General features: G+C 37.3%; 16 protein-coding genes. All 16 read right to left on the reverse strand.

Annotated features, from left to right (window positions below):
• Positions 1–43: 43 nt before the first annotated feature.
• The 16 genes from AAHB15_RS12445 to AAHB15_RS12520 all read right to left on the reverse strand — a co-directional run bounded on the left by AAHB15_RS12445 (position 44) and on the right by AAHB15_RS12520 (position 19,859).
• Positions 44–1,345, reverse strand: coding sequence for an ABC transporter substrate-binding protein (locus tag AAHB15_RS12445; RefSeq protein WP_342042479.1), 1,302 nt, complete (start codon positions 1,343–1,345; stop codon positions 44–46).
• Positions 1,346–1,710: 365 nt separating this feature from the next.
• Complete coding sequence (locus tag AAHB15_RS12450) at positions 1,711–2,343, reverse strand: YesL family protein (RefSeq protein ID WP_335573258.1); 633 nt, start codon at positions 2,341–2,343, stop codon at positions 1,711–1,713.
• Positions 2,344–2,872: 529 nt separating this feature from the next.
• Positions 2,873–4,354: a glycoside hydrolase family 5 protein gene (locus tag AAHB15_RS12455; RefSeq protein WP_342042480.1), complete on the reverse strand. Its 1,482-nt coding sequence runs from the start codon at positions 4,352–4,354 to the stop codon at positions 2,873–2,875.
• 64 nt (positions 4,355–4,418) lie between these two features.
• Positions 4,419–5,801 carry an MFS transporter gene (locus AAHB15_RS12460; protein ID WP_335573259.1) on the reverse strand — a complete coding sequence of 461 codons (1,383 nt, stop codon included), beginning with the start codon at positions 5,799–5,801 and terminating at the stop codon, positions 4,419–4,421.
• A gap of 209 nt (positions 5,802–6,010) precedes the next feature.
• Entirely contained in the window at positions 6,011–7,045 is a 1,035-nt protein-coding gene (locus tag AAHB15_RS12465; protein ID WP_335573260.1) for a CdaR family transcriptional regulator, read from the reverse strand.
• A 100-nt stretch (positions 7,046–7,145) separates the two neighbouring features.
• Positions 7,146–8,288: a glycerate kinase family protein gene (locus AAHB15_RS12470; RefSeq protein WP_342042481.1), complete on the reverse strand. Its 1,143-nt coding sequence runs from the start codon at positions 8,286–8,288 to the stop codon at positions 7,146–7,148.
• Positions 8,289–8,571: 283 nt separating this feature from the next.
• Entirely contained in the window at positions 8,572–9,468 is an 897-nt protein-coding gene (locus AAHB15_RS12475; protein ID WP_335573262.1) for a carbohydrate ABC transporter permease, read from the reverse strand.
• A gap of 18 nt (positions 9,469–9,486) precedes the next feature.
• The gene (locus AAHB15_RS12480; RefSeq protein ID WP_335573263.1) at positions 9,487–10,362 is read right to left on the reverse strand and encodes a carbohydrate ABC transporter permease; all 876 of its coding nucleotides are present in this window, start codon (positions 10,360–10,362) and stop codon (positions 9,487–9,489) included.
• 121 nt (positions 10,363–10,483) lie between these two features.
• Positions 10,484–11,782 (reverse strand): extracellular solute-binding protein, encoded by a 1,299-nt coding sequence (locus AAHB15_RS12485; protein ID WP_342042572.1) that lies wholly within the window; start codon positions 11,780–11,782, stop codon positions 10,484–10,486.
• A gap of 215 nt (positions 11,783–11,997) precedes the next feature.
• Entirely contained in the window at positions 11,998–12,240 is a 243-nt protein-coding gene (locus AAHB15_RS12490) for a hypothetical protein (RefSeq protein ID WP_335573264.1), read from the reverse strand.
• Positions 12,241–12,268: 28 nt separating this feature from the next.
• Positions 12,269–13,669 (reverse strand): MFS transporter, encoded by a 1,401-nt coding sequence (locus tag AAHB15_RS12495; RefSeq protein ID WP_342042482.1) that lies wholly within the window; start codon positions 13,667–13,669, stop codon positions 12,269–12,271.
• Between the two features lie 207 nt (positions 13,670–13,876).
• A complete protein-coding gene (locus AAHB15_RS12500) occupies positions 13,877–15,190 on the reverse strand; it encodes an extracellular solute-binding protein (protein WP_342042573.1) in 1,314 nt (437 codons plus the stop codon).
• A gap of 113 nt (positions 15,191–15,303) precedes the next feature.
• Positions 15,304–16,092, reverse strand: a complete 789-nt coding sequence (locus tag AAHB15_RS12505) for a response regulator transcription factor (RefSeq protein WP_335573268.1) — start codon at positions 16,090–16,092, stop codon at positions 15,304–15,306.
• Positions 16,085–17,836: a sensor histidine kinase gene (locus tag AAHB15_RS12510; RefSeq protein ID WP_342042483.1), complete on the reverse strand. Its 1,752-nt coding sequence runs from the start codon at positions 17,834–17,836 to the stop codon at positions 16,085–16,087. Before AAHB15_RS12510 ends, AAHB15_RS12505 begins: the two co-directional genes overlap by 8 nt.
• Before the next feature lie 96 nt (positions 17,837–17,932).
• A complete protein-coding gene (locus tag AAHB15_RS12515) occupies positions 17,933–18,574 on the reverse strand; it encodes a polysaccharide deacetylase family protein (protein ID WP_335573307.1) in 642 nt (213 codons plus the stop codon).
• Between the two features lie 301 nt (positions 18,575–18,875).
• Complete coding sequence (locus AAHB15_RS12520; protein WP_335573308.1) at positions 18,876–19,859, reverse strand: aldo/keto reductase; 984 nt, start codon at positions 19,857–19,859, stop codon at positions 18,876–18,878.
• Positions 19,860–19,885: the final 26 nt, after the last annotated feature.

Consider the following 19,885-nt stretch of genomic DNA (forward strand, 5'->3'; position numbering starts at 1 on the left):
AGTTGCTTTTATGTCTTCCTCCCATTGGTTTTACTTACCTACACTATTTACTTTGTTTTTGATGAACTTCGTCAAGTGCAGCTTGTATTTGTGGAGCATATTTTTTCACAGCGTCTTTAGCCGAACTTTGCTGAGTTGTAATTTGTTGATATATTTGTTCGAATAAGTCTGCAGCTTTATTAAGGGATCCACCCCAAGGATTCGTAGTTGCATCCGCCAATCCAGTAAGATAGTCAGTCTGTTTTAAATCCGTGTTTGGAATAGTCAGTTTACTGAAAGTGGTGTCAGCTGATTCCTTCAATGCTGGAATTCCTACTTTGGCGTAGATATCATTTACTTCTTTATTCATAGAAATGGTCTTTATGTACGCCCATGCAGCCTTCTTGTTCTTTGATGCCTTATTCATACCAAAGCCTGTTTGAAATTTAATATTCGTATTTTTTCCATTCGGATCTTTAGGAGGCAAAACAATACCCCATTTAAAGCTATTCCCTATTTTTTGGGCTATGTCTTTAGCCTCAAACAATCCTAATGGGTACATGGCCGCTTTTCCTGATACAAACATCTGGTCCATAGGTATACTTTTAGATGCAGAATCATCAGGTAACGCTTTTGATTTTATGAGGTCACTAAACAACTGCAACCCTTTTATTGTTTTTGGATCATCTACAGTCTGTTTGGTCCAATCACTGTTATATGGACTGCCGCCATACGGGTAAGATGCAAAACTATGATTAATCCAATGTGATACAATAGCATAGGTCCTTTTAGCTCCTGAACCTGAAGAAACTTTCTCTGAAACATTCTTAAAATCATCCCATGTCCAATCTTTCGTAGGATATGGAACTCCGGCTTTATCGAAAATTTCTTTATTGTAAGCAAACATGAAATCTGATTCTGTGGTTGGCATTCCTTCCCGTTTTCCATCCGGATCTACATACCCATCATCTGCCCCTGGTGTAAAATCTGCAACATTGATATTGTCCTTTTTCAAGTAAGGATTCAAATCTTCTAACCATTTTGAACGAAGACCTTTCCAGTCAGGAGACATCATAATAACATCAGCAGCATTCCCTGCTGCAAGTGCAGCATCAAGCTTCTGATCAACACTATCTGCTGGAAGCCATATTTCTTTAACTTTCACATCAGGATACAATTTTTCAAATACTTTTGTAGCTTGTTTTCTGGCCTGGAGTTCTTCTCCGCCACCCCAGCCCATAATAATGAGTTCGCCAGAAATCGTTTTCCCATCGCTTTTGCTGCTAGTCTGACTACTATTGCTTCCACAAGCAGTTAGAGACAGTGCTAATGCCCCAGCTAACACTGATGTTAAGAGTTTTTTCATAAATTTTTCTCTCCTTTTTATTTTTTTCTCAAAAAATCTAAGACTTACAATTCTCTTAACACTCCCTTTCCTATTAATACGTTTTCGACTTTTCCTAGCTTTTTCTGCAACTAAAGCGTTTTCAACCTATTTAATAGAATAATAAAATAATTATTCCTTCTATGCATTGACGTTTTCAAATATATCATTGATATATTCTAAGGTTCTGGCGTTAAAGATTAAAAAGGAAATTACTTCTTCAAATCTTTCATAAATTGACGATGCGTTGAAACCTCCAAATTTTATTAGGATAAAAATAATATTGTTCTAAAAAAATAACCCTAAGAACTAATCTTTGGGTCAGTTTCTAACTATATTTTTAATTTTCAAGCACTAAATTTCTTTTGTTTTTTTTCAATACGCTTAAAAGCCATTGTCGCACCAAACATCATCACAATGGACATTAGACTAACCGAAAAAAATGGAATAAATCCTGGGAAAAAGGATAACGGAAAACTTAATAATAGAAGGACTGCTACCATCAAAATGGTAATGTGTATATTAAGAGTCCCGATATAAAACGCGTATTTAAAGTATTGAAAAAACTTTAATTCAAAATGGACGTAGACAGGAAAAAGATATAGCAGGGTGATCAAAAACAATCCAATAAGGATTAATAAAAGAATGGACAGAATGCTTTGAACGGTTCCCCCTATTGCCATAACAAGTCTATAATCAATAAATAGGAAAAAGCCGATTGCCCCTATTAGTAGTCCCACTAAATTTGCACGTAGGAACTCCTTTTTATAGGTATTAAAAAAGATTCGAGAAATAGGGATATCCGTTTCTTTCATGTGCCACTTCCTTACCACTGTGAATAATGCCACAGTTGCGGGGATGATCCCAAGAACTATAAATCCGGTTAATGTAAAAAAAATCCATAAGATATTTACCAAAGCCAGCTTCCAAATCCAATCACTTACAGTGAAGAGTCCTCCCATCACTCTGCCCATTTGCATAGGATATCACCTCTTTCATTTATTTAAACAAGAATGTAATAGATATCAATTTCCTGTCTTTAAGAAGTTCTTCGATCTATCATAATACCAAGATTTTGAAACTTATAAAAAACGTCCTTCTCTCTACCACGTTTCACTTACATTTCCTATTAATTCACATTTTCTAAACAAAAAATTGCAGAGATTATCTGATCCTGAGAGATCCTGCCGTACTCAATATTCTCGGGCTAATCTTTTTACCCATCCCCCCTCGCAGGGAAATGATGGAGCCTACAACTTTCAGAATATTATATCATCTAATTTAAAGTTTGTATATCCAATAAACTAACCTCCCTAAGATTCTATCATATCTTATATCCACTTAATTCTATATTTCTATTCTGTAAAGACACCTTACGCACAGGAAATAAGCCAGTCAGTTTTTACCTATTCCGCTAGTTATGAAAATAGGCATAAAGAGAAAGCTGATTTCAAAGGGTCTTTACGATCACCCTTTTAAAATCAGCCTTCTCTTAAGTTTTTTCAAAAATCAACCATTTCCCAATTGAATTTTTTCGTTTGTATGTTTTTTCAATATAGTAAGCAAGCCTTCGTTAATCTTACAGTTTTTAAAGGCAAATGACTGCATAACAAGGTCAATTTCTTCTTCCGATAAATCTTTAAAAATTTTCGCATACTCTGGCTGGATCAGAGCACCGGCATAAATGGTAAAAACGGCTTGTGATAGGCTGGAAAGATTAAAGCTATTAGACATTTCCGGGTTGACAACCTCTTCCAAATGGCTGGCTAACTCCTCAACTGATTCTCTTGCCTTAAACCCCGGAAGCCAAATCATCCAATCATCCGTATTTAATGCAAGTTTCATTTTTAAAATTGAAGCAACCTTCTGCATATACTCTGAATTCGGGTCAAGCGTCACTAAACCCATAACCCCAACATCTTTATACGTCCAAGTCGTCCAATGTGCGCCAAATTCTTCAAAGATACAAATCTGATCATCCATGGCACTTAAACGATCTGGAATCTCCTGTTCTGGTCCATTATATACGGAGCCAAACTCACCCACCCAAAGAGGAACATCATATTTCTCTGCAAACTTAGTACCTCCATGGTTATAAAATACTTCCTCTTGGACAGATTTATCCCAATACTTGCCACTCTCTACGCGAGCCGTTTTTGCATCGGCCACTCCTGGGTACTGCCCTGGTCCAAATCCAGCTGCCGTATAATTATGACTGCTGTAGACCAAATTTTTAGTAAACGGAGCTTCTAAACCATCAAACAGTTTGGAATAGTTATCCCCTTCAAGGAAAATGATGTGGTCAGGATCGATTTTCCGAATCGCTTCCACTACCCGTCTGTAGACCCGATTCATCCTTTCCCAATCCGGTTTATAATTCCCAAAGAATGTATGTGGAAAATCGCCGTGCGGAGTATTCACACAAGGTTCATTCATGACGTTATACCCTGCAATTACAGCTCTTCCATTGTAACGGCGAGCAAACTCTTCCCACAGAGCAATAAATCTGTCTTGATACGTTTTGTCATGCCAGAAAAGGCTATGACGCACATCATTATCTGAATGCCAGTGGGTATTTTGGAACCCCTGCACGGCGTGAAGATCAAGAATCACGTAAAGTCCATGCTTTTCACAAAGATCAATGATTTTATCCAGGCGAGTAAATCCCGATTCCTTGTAAGTAAAAGGTGCTTCATCATCCTCAAAATGACGATAATTTAAAGGAATGCGAATGGTGGTTGCTCCCCAGCTCTTAATAAACTCAATATCGTCTTCACCAAAGAAATAGTGCAGCAGCCGGTCGAATAAATATTCTGCCTTTTCCTTTCCAATGACTTCGGAAACAGTGTGACGGAGGGCATGTTCCGTTCCTGTATAGCCATTAATAAAGTCCTCCATATTCATCCAGCCGCCAATACAAGTTCCTCGAAGTTGAATTGGATTTCCAGTTGAATCCGTAATTTTATTATTTCTTACCTGAAGCAATTCCATCTGTATTTCCTTCCTTTCAATGTTGAACAAGTGTCCAATTCTTTGTATTGTAAAAACAACCTATTTATCCTCTCGCCTTTAATTCAGCCAATACTCTTTTATGTTCTTTTTCATCCAAGTTGTAGAAGTATATGGCCACAAGCTCGATAATAACAAATACTGCCGGAATGGCGGTCATTGTAACCAAAATACCATTTAATGCGGTTGGTGTTTGGGCTTGATTGGCAACATAACCGAAGTTGGCCAAGATCAAACCTGGAATAATACCTCCGATGGCCATACCAAACTTAAAGAAGAATCCGACTAATGCATAAATGACACCGCTTGCACGTTTGCCAGTCTTATATTCACCATAATCAATTGTTTCGGGAATTAATGCCCAAGTAAAGGCACCTGCCGTGATGGTACCTAATGCAGCAACTAAACGCCCTGCGAATACAAGCGGAACCATGGATGCAGGAATAACAAATAAAGCGATTAAGCCAATTGCCTTCAAAATTAAAGCTGTAAATAGTAACTTTTTCTTCCCCATCCATTTATACATCATTGGCATTAATGGCATAAGGATGAGTGCAGGAAGCGTTCCCATTAAACCATACCACTTGACTAAATCAGGTCTTGCAACGTTATAAGTGACATAATAAATTCCAACAGAGTTGACGATGGAGTTAACACCGAAATTAAGAATAAAGAAAAAGCATACGATGACTAGCGGACGATTGGCCTTTAATTGAAGAAAGATATCTTTAAAATTAACTTTTGCTTCTTTGGAGTGATTAATTTGTACTCGTTCTTTTGTATTCATGAAGCTGTAAATTAATAGAAGGGCGCCTAAAACTCCCATGATTGACATGGTAATTTGCCATCCAGTACTTGTTTTTCCAGTTGCATTTGTAAAAAGTCCGGCTAAAAGCGGTACTCCAAAAGAAACAATTAAGCCACCAGTATTGGAGAATAACATTCTGACGGAGGTTAAACTGACAACCTCTTTGTTATCTTGAGTAATGGCTGAAGTAAGCGCGGCATAAGGAATGTTAACTACTGAATATGTGATCGATAGCAGAATATAAGTAATATAGGCATACACTAGTTTCATAGGATCAGAAAACGCAGGAGTGGTAAAACAAAGAATCGCTACGCCTGCAAATGGAAAGGCACCATATAAAAGGTATGGACGAAATCTTCCGTATTTAGTATTTGTTTTATCAACAAATGTTCCAATAAGTGGATCAGCTACTGCATCAATCATACGAACAATCAGAAACATAAACCCTGCAGCTGCGGCCGAAATTCCAAATACATCCGTATAGAAGAATAATAGATAACTACTTACTGTTTGATAAATGAAGTTACAAGCTAAATCCCCAGTGGCATATCCGATTTTTTCCTTCATGTTAATTTTTCCTGTTGGTATTACTGTTATTTTTTTAGCAAGACTTGTATTCATTCTAATCCTCCTTTTTGTAATCAATCATATATATATATAATGAAGCGGGAACCCCGGTCTTCTCCAAAGTTAGACATCTTTGTTTGTCTTACGTACAAACAAAGTGACATTAAAGAATCCTTCTCCTCCCTTTTCTCTCCTCTTTAAGATAAAAATCTTATCGGCAGTTTAACATTAGGATGGCTAGAGTTACCCAATCCTTCACGTATTCACTTATACCAAATAATTGAACATATTAATTCAAATAATTCTAGAATGACTTTGGGATTCTTCTTTGTTGAATCCCCTATTTTTTCCAACCTATAATTCAATGTATTTCTGTGAATTTTTAGTTTATTAGCTGTATTGTTAATATCACCATTTTCCTCCAAGTATACTTGCAATGTATGGAACAGCTCCTGATCGTTTCCTAAACTATCTAAGACCGATATGCTGGAACTATGATGATCTCTGTGATCGGAAGCCAGATGTATAAATAACTTTAAATCATTATAAAAATAGACCTTTTCTGAGGGTTTTATTTTCACGCCAACTGACAATGCTTTGGCAGCCTGTTCCAGTGAAATGGCGGCAAATTCCTCCTTTTCACCGATCGCTACTTTTTCTATTTCCTTATTTACTAATAAATCGGTTACTACTTCCTTAAAGCTGCTAGGTTCTGTGATAAACAGGACCCTCTTGCTATTGTCGATGGTGAAAAAATGCCTAAACCCATCAAAAAACGCCTTCATGTCTTTTGAATGTAAATTCCCTTTAATTAATATGGCTTGACATTTTCTTGTTAGGTCAATACCATACATTTTTCCTTGTTGTAAAAATTCGTCATCATAGCTTGTTTTTCGATAGGATAATTCATGATAAAATGTCTCGCGCTTGATTCTGTCATTCTGTGCTTTCTTATTTATGGTTTCCTGTTCGATTAGAAGTTTTGCGGTTGCCCCAACAAGCTTACTAAAGGGCCTCACTTCATCAGGATGCCCTGTAATCCCAATTACCCCAATAATCTCACCGTTAATAACAATAGGCTCATTGACGCCAGGCTTCATCCCGTCGCCTTCGGTATAAATCTCATTGATGCTCTTTTGGGCAATGACCTTTGATGCCCCCTTATGCAATGATCCTATCCGTTGTTTATCTCCACTCCCAATAATCACCCCCTTTTCATCCATTAGATTAATATTGTAGGGTATGATCTTCATCATTTCCTTTGTGACCTTTTCAGCTATTGGTTTTGATAGTTTCATGACATCACCTTTTCTTACCAGCTATTCACTATTAGTTTAAACCTGCTAAACTATTTAATAAATAGGGCAGAACTCATTTTATGACCTAGTTCAATCACATTTACCTCACCAAATTCATTAACCTGATCGCATTTTCAGAGGTTCTTTTCAAGTTTTGCTGACCATTTGCTAATGCTTCCTCCAGTGAACTCACTCCTTGCATAATGCTTAAAATAGAATCAATCTTCTCGTACAAGGAATCGATATTTTCACCGACTTTTCCAGCGAATGCCACCACTGGCTTATGATATTTCTTAGCAAGTGAAGCCACCCCAAAAGGGGTTTTTCCAAATTTAGTTTGGAAGTCTATACTGCCTTTACCAGTCCAGACCATATCTGCATCCTTAACTTTCTCTTCCAGCGACGCATATTCGATAACCATATCAATGCCTTTTTTTAAAGTTCCATTTAAGAACACCATGAGTCCAGCACCCAAGCCGCCTGCTGCGCCAGCTCCAGGTACATCGAGGAGGTTTATATTAAATTGTGCTTTAATAATATTTGCGTAATTCATTAAATTTTTGTCTAATAGTTCCACCACTTCGGGTGTCGCACCTTTTTGTGGTCCAAACACAACGGATGCTCCTTGTTCTCCACAAAGCGGGTTATTAACATCACAGGCTACTTCAAGGCTAATATCCTTTATCTGCGGATCAAAATGTGTCAGATCGATTCTTGCCAAGCGGCCTAACTCCCCCCCGCCAAAACCCAGCTCTTCGCCATTTGCATCGAGCAGTTTACCGCCTAAAGCTTGTACTACCCCAGCTCCGCCATCATTTGTAGCACTTCCGCCGATACCAATTAATAGTTTATTTATCCCCTTATCTAAACAGGCTTTTATTAATTGACCTGTACCGTAGGTGGTGGTAACAAGCGGATTCCTTTCTTCTTTTCGTACTAAATGAAGTCCACTTGCACTGGCCATTTCAATGATTGCAGTTTTACCATCTCCTAAAATCCCATAGGGGGCTTCCACTTCATTTCCTATAGGACCTATAACTTTTTCCGTATGTATTTCACCACCAGTAGCATCAACCAGCGATTGCATCGTGCCTTCTCCGCCATCCGCCATTGGAACTTGAATGCACGTAATCTGATGATTTACTTTCTTGATTCCTCTTTCCATTGCTTCACATGCTTCTTTTGCTGTCATACTTTCTTTAAATGAATCTGGTGCTAATACGATGACAAAATCTTTGTCCATGATTCCGCCCCCTTTCCTTTTTATAATAGACGTTTAACAAAATCAGTAAAGCGCTTTCTAAAATCATATTAATCTATTGACTGTTATTTTGGTATAGTCGATGCAACAAATATATTTGTGCATTTGCACAAAAACATTAAGTCAAGGTCGGTAGATTAAGGGAAACCTGCAGGCTTTTTAACTTTAATTTTCCAAGTCTAAATATAGTTTCTACACATCTTTTTCTAATAAAAAAAGGGCTGATCCTTGGTTTTTGAATCAGCTTCTTTTTGATAACTTATTATTATCCTTTAACAGATCCAGCCGCAATGCCTTCCACAATTCGGTCACTAAGAACAAAGAAAGCAATTAAAACTGGAATAATACTTATCATTAAGGTTGCACCAATCGCGCCCCAATCTGTTAAATATTGTCCTACAAAGTTATTAACCCCAACTGTGATAGTCTTCCATTTATCAGAGCTTAAGAAAGTATTAACAAAGACGAATTCGTTCCAGTTATAAATCATGTTAATGATCACAGTTGTTGAGAGTACAGGAACTGTCATTGGGAGTGTAATTTGAAAAAAGATACGATGAATCGAACAGCCATCTATTACTGCAGCTTCTTCTACCTCCCGTGGAAGGGATTTGTAAAAACCGCTTAATATCATGATGGTGATAGGTAAGTTGAACGCTACATAAGATAATATGACAGAAATAGGATTATCGATTAAATGGACAGATTTAAAGGTATTAAATAATGGGATTAGTGTTGAGTGAAGTGGAATCATATATCCCGCCATAAACAGCCCCATAACCAACCCACTAAGCTTCCATTGCATTCTTGTAATCGCGAATGTTACAAAGCTGGCAAGAATAACGGTTAGCACAACAGCTACTACGGTGTAGATCACACTATTAAAAAAGTAGGCGTCAATGTGCCCAGCTGTCCAAGCCTTTAGATAGTTGCCCCATTGTGGATCATGAGGGAATGAAAATGGGGACATGCCAAAGACCTCTTGATTAGTTTTTAAGGAAAAAAGGAATAACCAGATTAATGGGTAAACCTGAACAATCGCGATAATTCCCAGAATCAAATAAAGAATACCGTAGCCAATTTTTTTCCCAAGCGTATTACTAGTTTTATATGAAGCCGATAGGGTCGAATGTGTTTGTCTTTCATATGCAACTTTGCTCATCTTATTCACTCCCCTTTTTTAATAATCCACATCTTTAGTAGACAATAGTTTTTGAATTAACCAGGTCATTAGCATACAGATAACTAGTAAACCAAATCCAATGGCACTTCCATAACCAAAATTATACTTAGTGAATGCTTCTGTATACATATAGGATGCCATAACCTCACTCGCATGGTTAGGGCCGCCGCCAGTCAAGACGAAAATTAAGTCAAAATACTTTAATGAACCCACAATAGCTAGAATGACCATTACTTTTATAACCCCTGCGATGAGAGGAACTTTAATTTTATAAGCAATTTGAATCGCTGTGGCTCCGTCTATTTTCGCCGCTTCAATCAGTTCTTCTGGAACATTTTTTAATGCAGCATAAAAAATGATGATATAAAAACCAGCGTATTGCCAAACAATCGGAATAAACAGGGCATATAAAACGATGTTCGAATCCGCTAACCAAAGCGGAGGATTTTCCACACCAAACATCATTAACAATCTGTTGATCATTCCGTTAGATGGGTCAAATATCTTTGCCCATAACTGTGCAATCGCAACGGATGATAACAACATTGGAATGAGGTAGATTTTTCTTAAAAAGTTAGCACCTTTTATCTTACTTGCCAGGATTAACGATAAAATTAAGTAACCAATCAAGCTGATTGTGGAGAAAATACCGAGTAATAAGGAATGCCATGTACTCTGCCAAAACATTTTGTCATGGATTAGATTTTTGTAATTCTCCAAACCGATAAACTTCATTTTACCGATGCCGTTCCAATCCATTAACCCATAATAACCGGTCTGAACGATTGGGATATAAATTAAAAGCAGAACAAGAAGTAACGCGGGAAGTACATAAAGGGTGATGGCTAACTTGTTCGACATTACGTTTTTCATTACTTATACTCCCTTCTACTTAAAAGCCTGTCGCCCCTAGGCGCTGAAGCTAGCTAGTCTAAATTAGATAGAGGGCATATTTTGTATGCCCTCTATCTTTAAGAGAATGAATTACGCCTAATTACTTTTGTTCTTTAGCAAGAGCATCTGCCTGTTGTTTAGCAAAGTCTTTCGGCGTAATTTGTTTTCCAAATAGAGCTGTCATTAAATCATGGTGTAATTCAGATACAGCTGGGCTGGATTGAGTATCAAAATAAGTCGTAACGTTTGATGCTTCACTCAAATCCTTCAAGATATCAATGTACATTGGAGAAAGTTTCAAACTAGATGTGTCTACTTTCGTTGCAGGTATAACACCAGCATCAGTAACTGATTTTTTACCCCATTCTTTAACTAAGAATCCAACAAAATCTTTTGCTTCTTTCTTCACTTTAGAATCCTTCGCTACGAATAAACCAACGCCAGGGCCGCCAACAAAACTGTTAATGTCTGTACCTTTACCTCCTTCATAAGTTGGGAATTTAAAGTAGCCAATCTTATCTTTAAAATCTTGTTTAACATCAGGGCTTGTAGTATAGTTTGGCAATTCCCAAGTAGCGGTTAAGAACATCGCTGCTTTTTCATTCATAAAGTAACCTTTTGCATCTTCATTTGATAAAGCGCTGGCACCTTTTTCAAATCCGCCCATATCGACTAAGTTTTGAACTTCTTGACCTGCTTTTACAATAGCAGGGTCAGTCATTTTTGCTTTTCCATGAATAACATCTGTTAAAATCGTAGGTCCACCGATACGATCTGCTAGATACATAAACCAGAAGGATGCTGGCCAGCCATCTTTAGCTCCTACAGTAGCAGGGGTAACTCCATTTTTCGCTAATGTTTTCACTACATTTTTATATTCTTCAAATGTCTTAGGAACTTCAAGGTTATATTTCTTGAAAATCTCTTTGTTATAGAATACATAGGAGATGTTTAATTCTAATGGCAGACCATAAGTTTTTCCATCAACCGCATACGATTCTTTTACACCAGGGATAAAAGCGTCTTTAAGATCAGGATCGTTATTTACGACATCGTCTAATGGCTCTAACATGTCACCTTCTACGTAAGGCTTAATAAATCCATCTGACCATGTCATACCAATATCAGGTAATTCATTAGATGAAGCTAATACTTTAAGCTTGTCTCTGTATTGATCAGGGCTTAAAATTTCTGTTTCAATTTTTACATCTTTATGCTGTTTTTCATAATCGCTAATAATATTTTTAACGATGGAGAACTGAGCATTTGAACTGCCTTCCGGCCATAAATGCATAAATTTAATAACTTTCTTGCCGCCGTTTGAAGCGCTTTCTTCACTTGACGAACTTGATGAAGAACAGCCAGCAAGTGCTAAGGCTGCTAGCATTACTAAGGACATCAAGACTGAAATCGTTTTCTTTTTAAACAATTGTTATTCCCCCTATGACCTTTAATTGTGTGTTTGTTTACATTTAAAGCTTAACATTCTGATAGTTTTGAAAATAGGTCACAACGATTAGGAAAAATACCACTTTTTTTAGAAAGCCTTTTCATTATTGTTTTTAACAATAAAAAACTCCCAGCTAAAAATAGCTGAGAGCGCCCATAAATCTATCAAAGCGATCTAAATCCAGAAAGTTTCAACAGCAGGTCTTCGTAATCTTTTCTTTCCATATTTTCAAAAGATTGAGCTTCTAATTGATTAAACCTCTCTGCTAGCCAATAAGAAGTTAAAAAAATGGTTAATTTATTTTTGGCTATTTCCTCTGGTAAATCGCTTTCAACATTCTGTGAAGAAATAACTGTGTAGGCAAACTTTTCAGCATCAATCTTCATTTTTTTACCCTGTGAATCCATTTCGGCACCCCCCTTATTTATAGTAAATTTAACGCTTAAAACTGCCTATCTTATCTCTCATTTCTAAAGCTTTGACAACTTCGGCATACTTCTGTTCGTCAAGTTCATAAAAGTTGATAACCATTAAGGCTACTGCTAATAATACAGCCGGAATGACTGCCGTTGTAATTAAAATTCCTGTTAAAGCATGTGGTGTTTGTGCTTGGTCGGCAACATAACCAAATTGCTGAAGAACCAAACCAGGTACAATTCCGCCTAACGCCATTCCAAATTTAAAGAAGAAACCAATCATAGCATTAATTAATCCACCTAAACGCTTGCCTGTTTTATAATCGCCATATTCAATAGTCTCCGGAATTAGCGCCCACATAAAGCCTCCGGCAATTAAGCTGCCTGCCGCAGCTATTAAGCGTGCCGCTAAGATAAGTGGAATCGCTGTTGTTGGAATAACCAGTAAAGCAAGAGTTCCAACAATGGTTAAAGATAATGAGACTCTCATTAAGTTCTTCTTCCCTAATTTCTTATTCAGAACAGGCAGGAATGGCATAAGGAGTAGGGCTGGCAAGCTTCCTAACATTCCATACCAGCTAACTAAATCAGGTCGTCCGACATTATAAGTTACGTAATAGATACCGACAGAATTACTAATGGAGTTAATTCCGAAAATAAGAATAAAAAAGACACATAGAATTACAAGCGGGCGATTCACTCTAAATTGCTCAAAAATGTCAGCAAATTTAATTTTTCCATGGACTTCTTTTATTTTTACTCGTTCTTTTGTATTCCTAAAGCAGTATAGTAATAAAAGGGCGCCGGAAATCCCCATAATAGTCATTGTCATTTGCCAGCCTGTTTTTGTACTAGTCGAATCTCCAATAAAACTCGCTAACAACGGAACACCAAAAGAAACGATCAAACCACCTAAATTAGCAAAAAACATACGGGTTGAAGTTAAATCAACTACTTCTTTACTATCCCTTGTTATTGCTGAAGTAAGTGCACTATATGGTACATTAATACAAGTATAGGTGATCGATAAACCAATATACGTAATATAAGCATATACAAGTTTACCCCAGCCTCCAAATTGCGGTGTGGTAAAACAAAGAATAGCTAATAAAGCAAAGGGTATCGCACCAAATAAAAGAAATGGTCTAAATTTACCATACTTTGTATTGGTTTTATCTACAATGGTTCCAATAAATGGATCACTTAAAGCATCAATACCGCGAACGATTAAAAACATGGTTCCAGCAGCTGCAGCAGAAATACCGAACACATCCGTGTAAAAGAAGAGAAGATAGGTTGAAACCGTTTGATAAATTAAGTTACAGGCTAGGTCACCAGATGCATAGCCAACTTTCTCTTTGAAGTGAATTTTCTCTGTTTGTATATTACTCTTAAAAACTTCTTCTTTTGCTAGGCTCATTTTCACCATTCCTTAAAACTTAGTATTTAATAACTTAGTTTGTCCATCAATCAAACTAAGTTATTAAAATATTATCAAAATATTTTCCATAAAACAATAATTAAGAAAAAAATTTCTTTTTTATTAGAATAAAATAAGGCTCTCTTCTAAAATTTATAGAGGGCATAACCTGTATGCCCTCTATACTTAAGGAATGACTATACTAAACTACTCTTGTTCTTTAGCAAGAATTTCTGCTTGTTGTTTAACAAACTCTTTTGGTGTAACTTGTTTTCCAAATAGAGCTGTAATTAATTCATGGTGTAATTCAGAGACAGCTGGGCTGGTTTGAGTATCAAAATAAGTTGTTACGTTGGAAGTTTCACTCAAATCCTTTAATATATCCATGTTAATCGGAGAAAGTTTCAAGTTTGATGTGTCCACTTTTGTTGCTGGAATGACACCTGCATCTGTAACTGATTTTTTGCCCCATTCTTTTACGAAGAATCCAACAAAATCTTTCGCTTCTTTCTTAACCTTAGAATCTTTCGCTACGAATAAACCTACACCAGGACCACCGACAAAGCTGTTGTGATCTGTCCCTTTACCGCCTTCGTACAGCGGGAATTTAAAATAGCCGATTCGTTCTTTAAGCTCTTGTTTTACATCATGGTTGGTTGTATAGTTCGGTAATTCCCAAGTTGCCGTTAGGAACATGGCTGCTTTTTCATTCATGAAATACCCTTTTGCATCTTCATATGATAAGGCACTGGCCCCGTTTATAAAACCGCCCATATCAATTAAGTTTTGAACTTCTTGTGCTGCTTTTAAAATAGCAGGGTCATCCATCTTGGCTTTCCCATGAACAATATCTGTTAAAATGGTTGGTCCGCCAATACGGTCTGCTAGATACATAAACCAGAAGGATGCCGGCCATCCATCCTTAGCTCCTACGGCTGCAGGGATCACTCCATTTTCTACTAATGTTTTCACGACATGTTTATATTCTTCAAATGTTTTAGGTACTTCAAGATTATATTTCTTGAATATTTCTTTGTTATAGAAAACATAGGAAATGTTCATTTCTAAGGGCAGTCCATAAGTCTTTCCATTAACCGCATACGATTCTTTTACACCATGAATAAACGCATCTTTAAGATCTGGATCTCGATTAACAATATCGTCTAATGGCTCTAACATGTCACCTTTTACGTATGGTTTAATAAAACCATCTGACCATGTCATCCCAATGTCTGGTAATTCATTGGCAGTAGCTAAAACTTTAAGCTTATCCCTATATTGATCAGAGCTAACAATTTCTGTTTCAATTTTTACATCAGGATGTTGTTTTTCATAAGCAGTAATGATATTTTTCACGATTGAATACTGAGCATTCGAACTGCCTTCCGGCCATATATGCATGAAATGAATCACTTTCTTATTAGTGCTTAGAGCACTTCCTTCACCAGACGAACCGGAAGAGGAACAGCCAGCCATCATTAACGCAGCAAGCATGACCAAGGTTACCAATACTGAAATCATTTTCTTATTAAACAATGGTTATTCCTCCATGACCTATTATTATCTTAATTGTTTAGATTGATAGGTTAGTATTCAGATAGTTGGAAAATAGGTCTTAGGAAAGAGAACCCGAATTATTGGAAAGCCTTCTCATTATTGTTTTTACGATAGGCGCTGGGTGTTTCTCCTTCCATTTCCTTAAAAATCTTAATAAAATATTTAGCCGTTTTGTACCCAGATTCCTCCGCAATATCGGCAATTGGAAGATTAGTAGACATTAATAGTTCCTTGGCGCGTTGGATCCTCCTTCTGGTAACATATTCACTGAAAGTCAGCTTGACATGATCCTTAAATAAAACGCTTAAATAACTTGGATTTAAATGAACATGATCTGCAACTTCCTTTTGGGTAAGTTCATTTTTTAGATGATGATTAATATAATCGAGCGCTTCACGGATTGGTACCCGATTGGAAGCGTTTTGGGTGTTCGCATCAACAAGTTTAGTGTCTACCACTTTTTCAATCATTCCAGCCCGCTCTTGTTTCTCTACTGCCTTCACGGCATCCTCCACTGCTTCCATTAGATTTTTTTTGCTAATTGGTTTTAATAAATAGTTAATAACCCCCAGCCGAAGTGCCTCATGAGCATACTCGAACTCCGAATAGGCAGAAATAACGATAATCACAGGTGACATATTTTTCTCTTTGATTATTTTTAGGAGCTCTAAACCAGTCATTTCCGGCATACGAATGTCTGTTAATAGGATGTCAATCTTTTGCTGACGCAAAATTTCGATTGTTTCCTCCCCATTAGCGGCCGTAATTATTTGGTATTCCCCTTTTGACCATGTATCCAATGTTTTCTTAAGTCCTTGCCGGGTTCTTGGTTCATCATCAACTATTAAAATCGTTCGTCTATACAACTCGGGTCTCCTCCATCTTTACGGGTATTTCAAAAGAAATGGTTGTGCCAATATTTACTTCACTTGAAATCGTCAAGCCCCTTTTTAAATGAGCATGATAGTATAATAGAAGGCGTTTAAAAACATTGGACATCGCCATCCCATTTCCTTTTATCGAAGGGCCGCCTCCTTCCGTCATGGAGCGTTTAACAACATCTAACTTTTCCTGACTCATTCCAGGGCCATCATCATGTACAAGTATTTCGAGGGACTGCTGATCGATTGAAGGTTGAATTGATACAGTAATGGTACATGGCCTGACTGTATTCCCAGCCCCATGAAGGACCGCATTCTCCACCAAAGGCTGAATTAATAATTTGGGTATTTTTACATCATCCCACTCTGAAGCTATATTCAAATTCCAGTTTAACTGGTCTCCAAAACGCATTTTCATAATGTCCAGATAATCCTCAATATGGTTAATTTCTTCTTTGATGGATACCCAATCGCTATCAGATTGTTTCGTGATGGTATAACGAAATAAGTTGGACATCGCAATGACTAGGTCTGCAAGTTCCTCTTCTTCTTTATCATCCAGTGACCATCTAAGAGCGTCTAATGTATTAAATAGAAAATGTGGATTAATCTGTGCCTGTAGTGCCTTTAGTTCGCTTTGACTGCGAATGATTTCTTTTTGGTAAACCATTTTTATAAGATGATTGGTTTCTTTAACAAGCTGGTTATAGGTACTATTTAATTCGTTGATTTCATTTACTGTTGGGACATAAGGATTTAAGGATAAAGAACCTTCGCTCGCTTTTTGCATCGTTTTTGTCAGTTTAATAATGGGTCTTGTAATGATGGTTGATAGAAATAATGAACTGATAAAAAAGATAAAAAACCCTATGACTCCTGAAATAATAATCCCCATTCTCAAGACATTAATCCCTTTAGTAAGCGCTTTAACAGGTGTTAAAATAATAAGAGTCCATCCGGTATCTTTTGAAGATTGTTTTGTAACCATATAATCCTTATGGTCCAGGGAAATAATCGACTCATCATTGTTTATAATGGGAGCAGGCGAACCAGTATAGTTTGACAAAATGGGCTTTAAATCTTTGTCTAGTAAAATAGAATATTGATTGGTATCATTATCGTCTTGGTTTGCAAATTGAAAATAATTATGATAAATCCTAACAAGGAGATAACCTCCTTTACCATAGTCATTCCCCATGAGATTCACTCGTCTAAGGGCTAAAATATAATCTGAATTATGAGGATCTTCCCCTATCCAAACCAAACGTCCCTTTGCTTCATCTGCTTGGGCAATCCAACGCTTGCCAATCCGGGCAGCTAAACTGGAGTCATCATTTGGTAACAAGCGATTCTGATTTTTCGTAAAAATCTCGAACGAGAAAATCCCTTCCGTATTAGCTTGAATGGTATTAACCGTTCCCTTTGCTTCTTGAAGTTCAGCAAAACTTACTTTTCTTCCTAAATATGCCTTTGATAAAATCCCTTGAATTTTATCATTTGTCATGACAAGTTTTGAGGCCGTATTCACTTGTTCATATAGTGATTCCAATCTTCCATTTGCCTCAATGGCTGTTTGCTGGATTTGCTTTTCTCCATTATTTTTCAGCATATTGGAAACTTGATTAAAAGTTAAACTACCAACAATTAATAAAACAATGGCCATGACAATTAAAAAGACGACTAAAATTTGATTTCTCATTGTATTCCATTTCTGCAATTTTGAAAGCATTTGGCCACCTTCTATCAAAAGTCTTTAATTAATATAAGCATAACTTATTTTAGTATAAAAATAAGGGCAAACAGCAAAAAAAAGGACCAGAAAAATTTAGTAAATTTTGGCCCTTTTTTTACTATCACTATTTTTTTCTTTTAAGTTCAATAGCTCACTTACGGTTAGAAGCTGATAACCTTCAGATTTAAGCTCGAAGACAAGCTTCTTCACCGCTTGTATGGTTTGAGAACGATCTCCATAACCGTCATGGAAAATTAAGATACTTCCATTTTTCACAGACTTTCTTGAGGCTGATAGTATATGTTCTACTCCGGGCTGCTCCCAGTCTTGAGCTTCTAAATTAAGGGCACCAATCATAGAATATCCCTTCCTTTCGACGATCGAAATCGTGTCATGATTGTAATCGAGATAAGGTGGGCGGAAGACAACTGGGTGTTGTCCTGTCAAATCCCGTATCATTTGCTCATTTGATTCAATCTCAGCTAAACATTCTGCAGGAGTTAACGCAGATAATTTAGGGTGAGAGTACGTATGATTGCCGATTTCATGACCTTGTTCAGCCACAAGCTTCACAATCCCAGGTTGTTCTTTCATTTGTTCGCCAATCATAAAAAAGGTAGCTTTTCCCTCTGCCTTTTCAAAAATTTCTAACACTTCCGGGGTATAAATAGGGTTCGGCCCATCATCAAAGGTAATGGCTACTGCTTTTTGAGTGGTAGAAACTTCGGTAATCATAGTTAGCTCGGTCAAGTGGATTCACTCCTAATAGAAAGTAATTATTTGTGAGGTTTACTGGTCTATTGACTACCCTTGGTACTCTTTTTTCTCCTACTCGGTAGTCAATAACGTCTATTGACTACCCTTGGCTTTCTTTTTACTCCTGCTCGGTCGTCAATAAGGTCTATTGACTACCCTTGGCACTCTTTTTTCTCTTGCTCGGTCGTCAATAAGGTCTATTGACAACCCTTGGCACCCTTTTTTCATCTTGCTCGGTCGGCAATAAGGTCTATTGACTACCCCACTAGAGGTCGAACCATTAATAAGGCCCTCTAATAGAATTCTTTACTTTTTCCAGGTAAAAGCTTTGAAGCTTCTGTTTTTCTTCTTCTGTAAACGATTGGGTATCCAATGCTGACAGATTTTGCTCTACTTGTTTCACGTTTTTAAATCCAGGGATGATGCAGGTAATCTCTTTTTGATCTAAAATCCAGCGTAGGGCAGCACTAGCCATAGAAGTTCTTCCTTCTGCTATCCATTTAAGCTGGTCAGCTAATTCCACACCCTTTTGGAAACCCAATCCGGCAAACGTTTCTCCCACGTTAAAAGCCTCTCCATTTTCATTAAAACGGCGGTGATCATCCGCTTCAAACACATGGTTACTTGTAAATTTACCTGTAAGCAATCCGCTTGCAAGCGGTAATCTTACAAGAAGTCCCACTCCCTTTTTATAGGCTTCAGGAAGTAAATCCTCTAATGGCTTCTGACGGAAGATATTAAAAATAATCTGAAGGCTTTTTACATTTGGGTTTTCCAAACAAATAAGGCCCTCTTCTACCGTTTCAACACTAACTCCGTATTGCTTGATTTTCCCTTCTTGCTTTAGGCGGTCTAGTACTTCAAATACACTGCCATCCCGCAAAATCTCTGTAGCAGGGCAATGAATTTGATACAAATCAATCGCTTCCCTCTTTAAGCGGCGGAGACTATCCTCACAATAGGCACTTACTTTTTCATAGCTGTAATTTTGCGGGTCAAAAATGTCCCCTTTCCGGCAGAACTTTGTGGCGATATAGATTTGGTCTTCCTTACCCTTTGTAGCTTTTGCCAATAGCTCCTCACTATGACCGTCCCCATATACATCGGCAGTATCAAAGAAGTTAACACCTTGTCCAATAGCATAGTCAAGGGATTTCAATGCCTCTTCGTCACTTGTCTTCCCCCAAGAGCCGCCGATCGCCCATGTTCCAAAGCTGACTTCACTAATCTTGATCCCTGTATTTCCTAATTCCCGATAATTCATTTGATCATCTCCAATAACTATCATTT

Origin of the sequence: Bacillus sp. OTU2372 (genome assembly GCF_038440275.1) — a bacterium.
GTDB classification, from domain to species: Bacteria; Bacillota; Bacilli; order Bacillales; family Cytobacillaceae; genus Neobacillus; species Neobacillus bataviensis_B.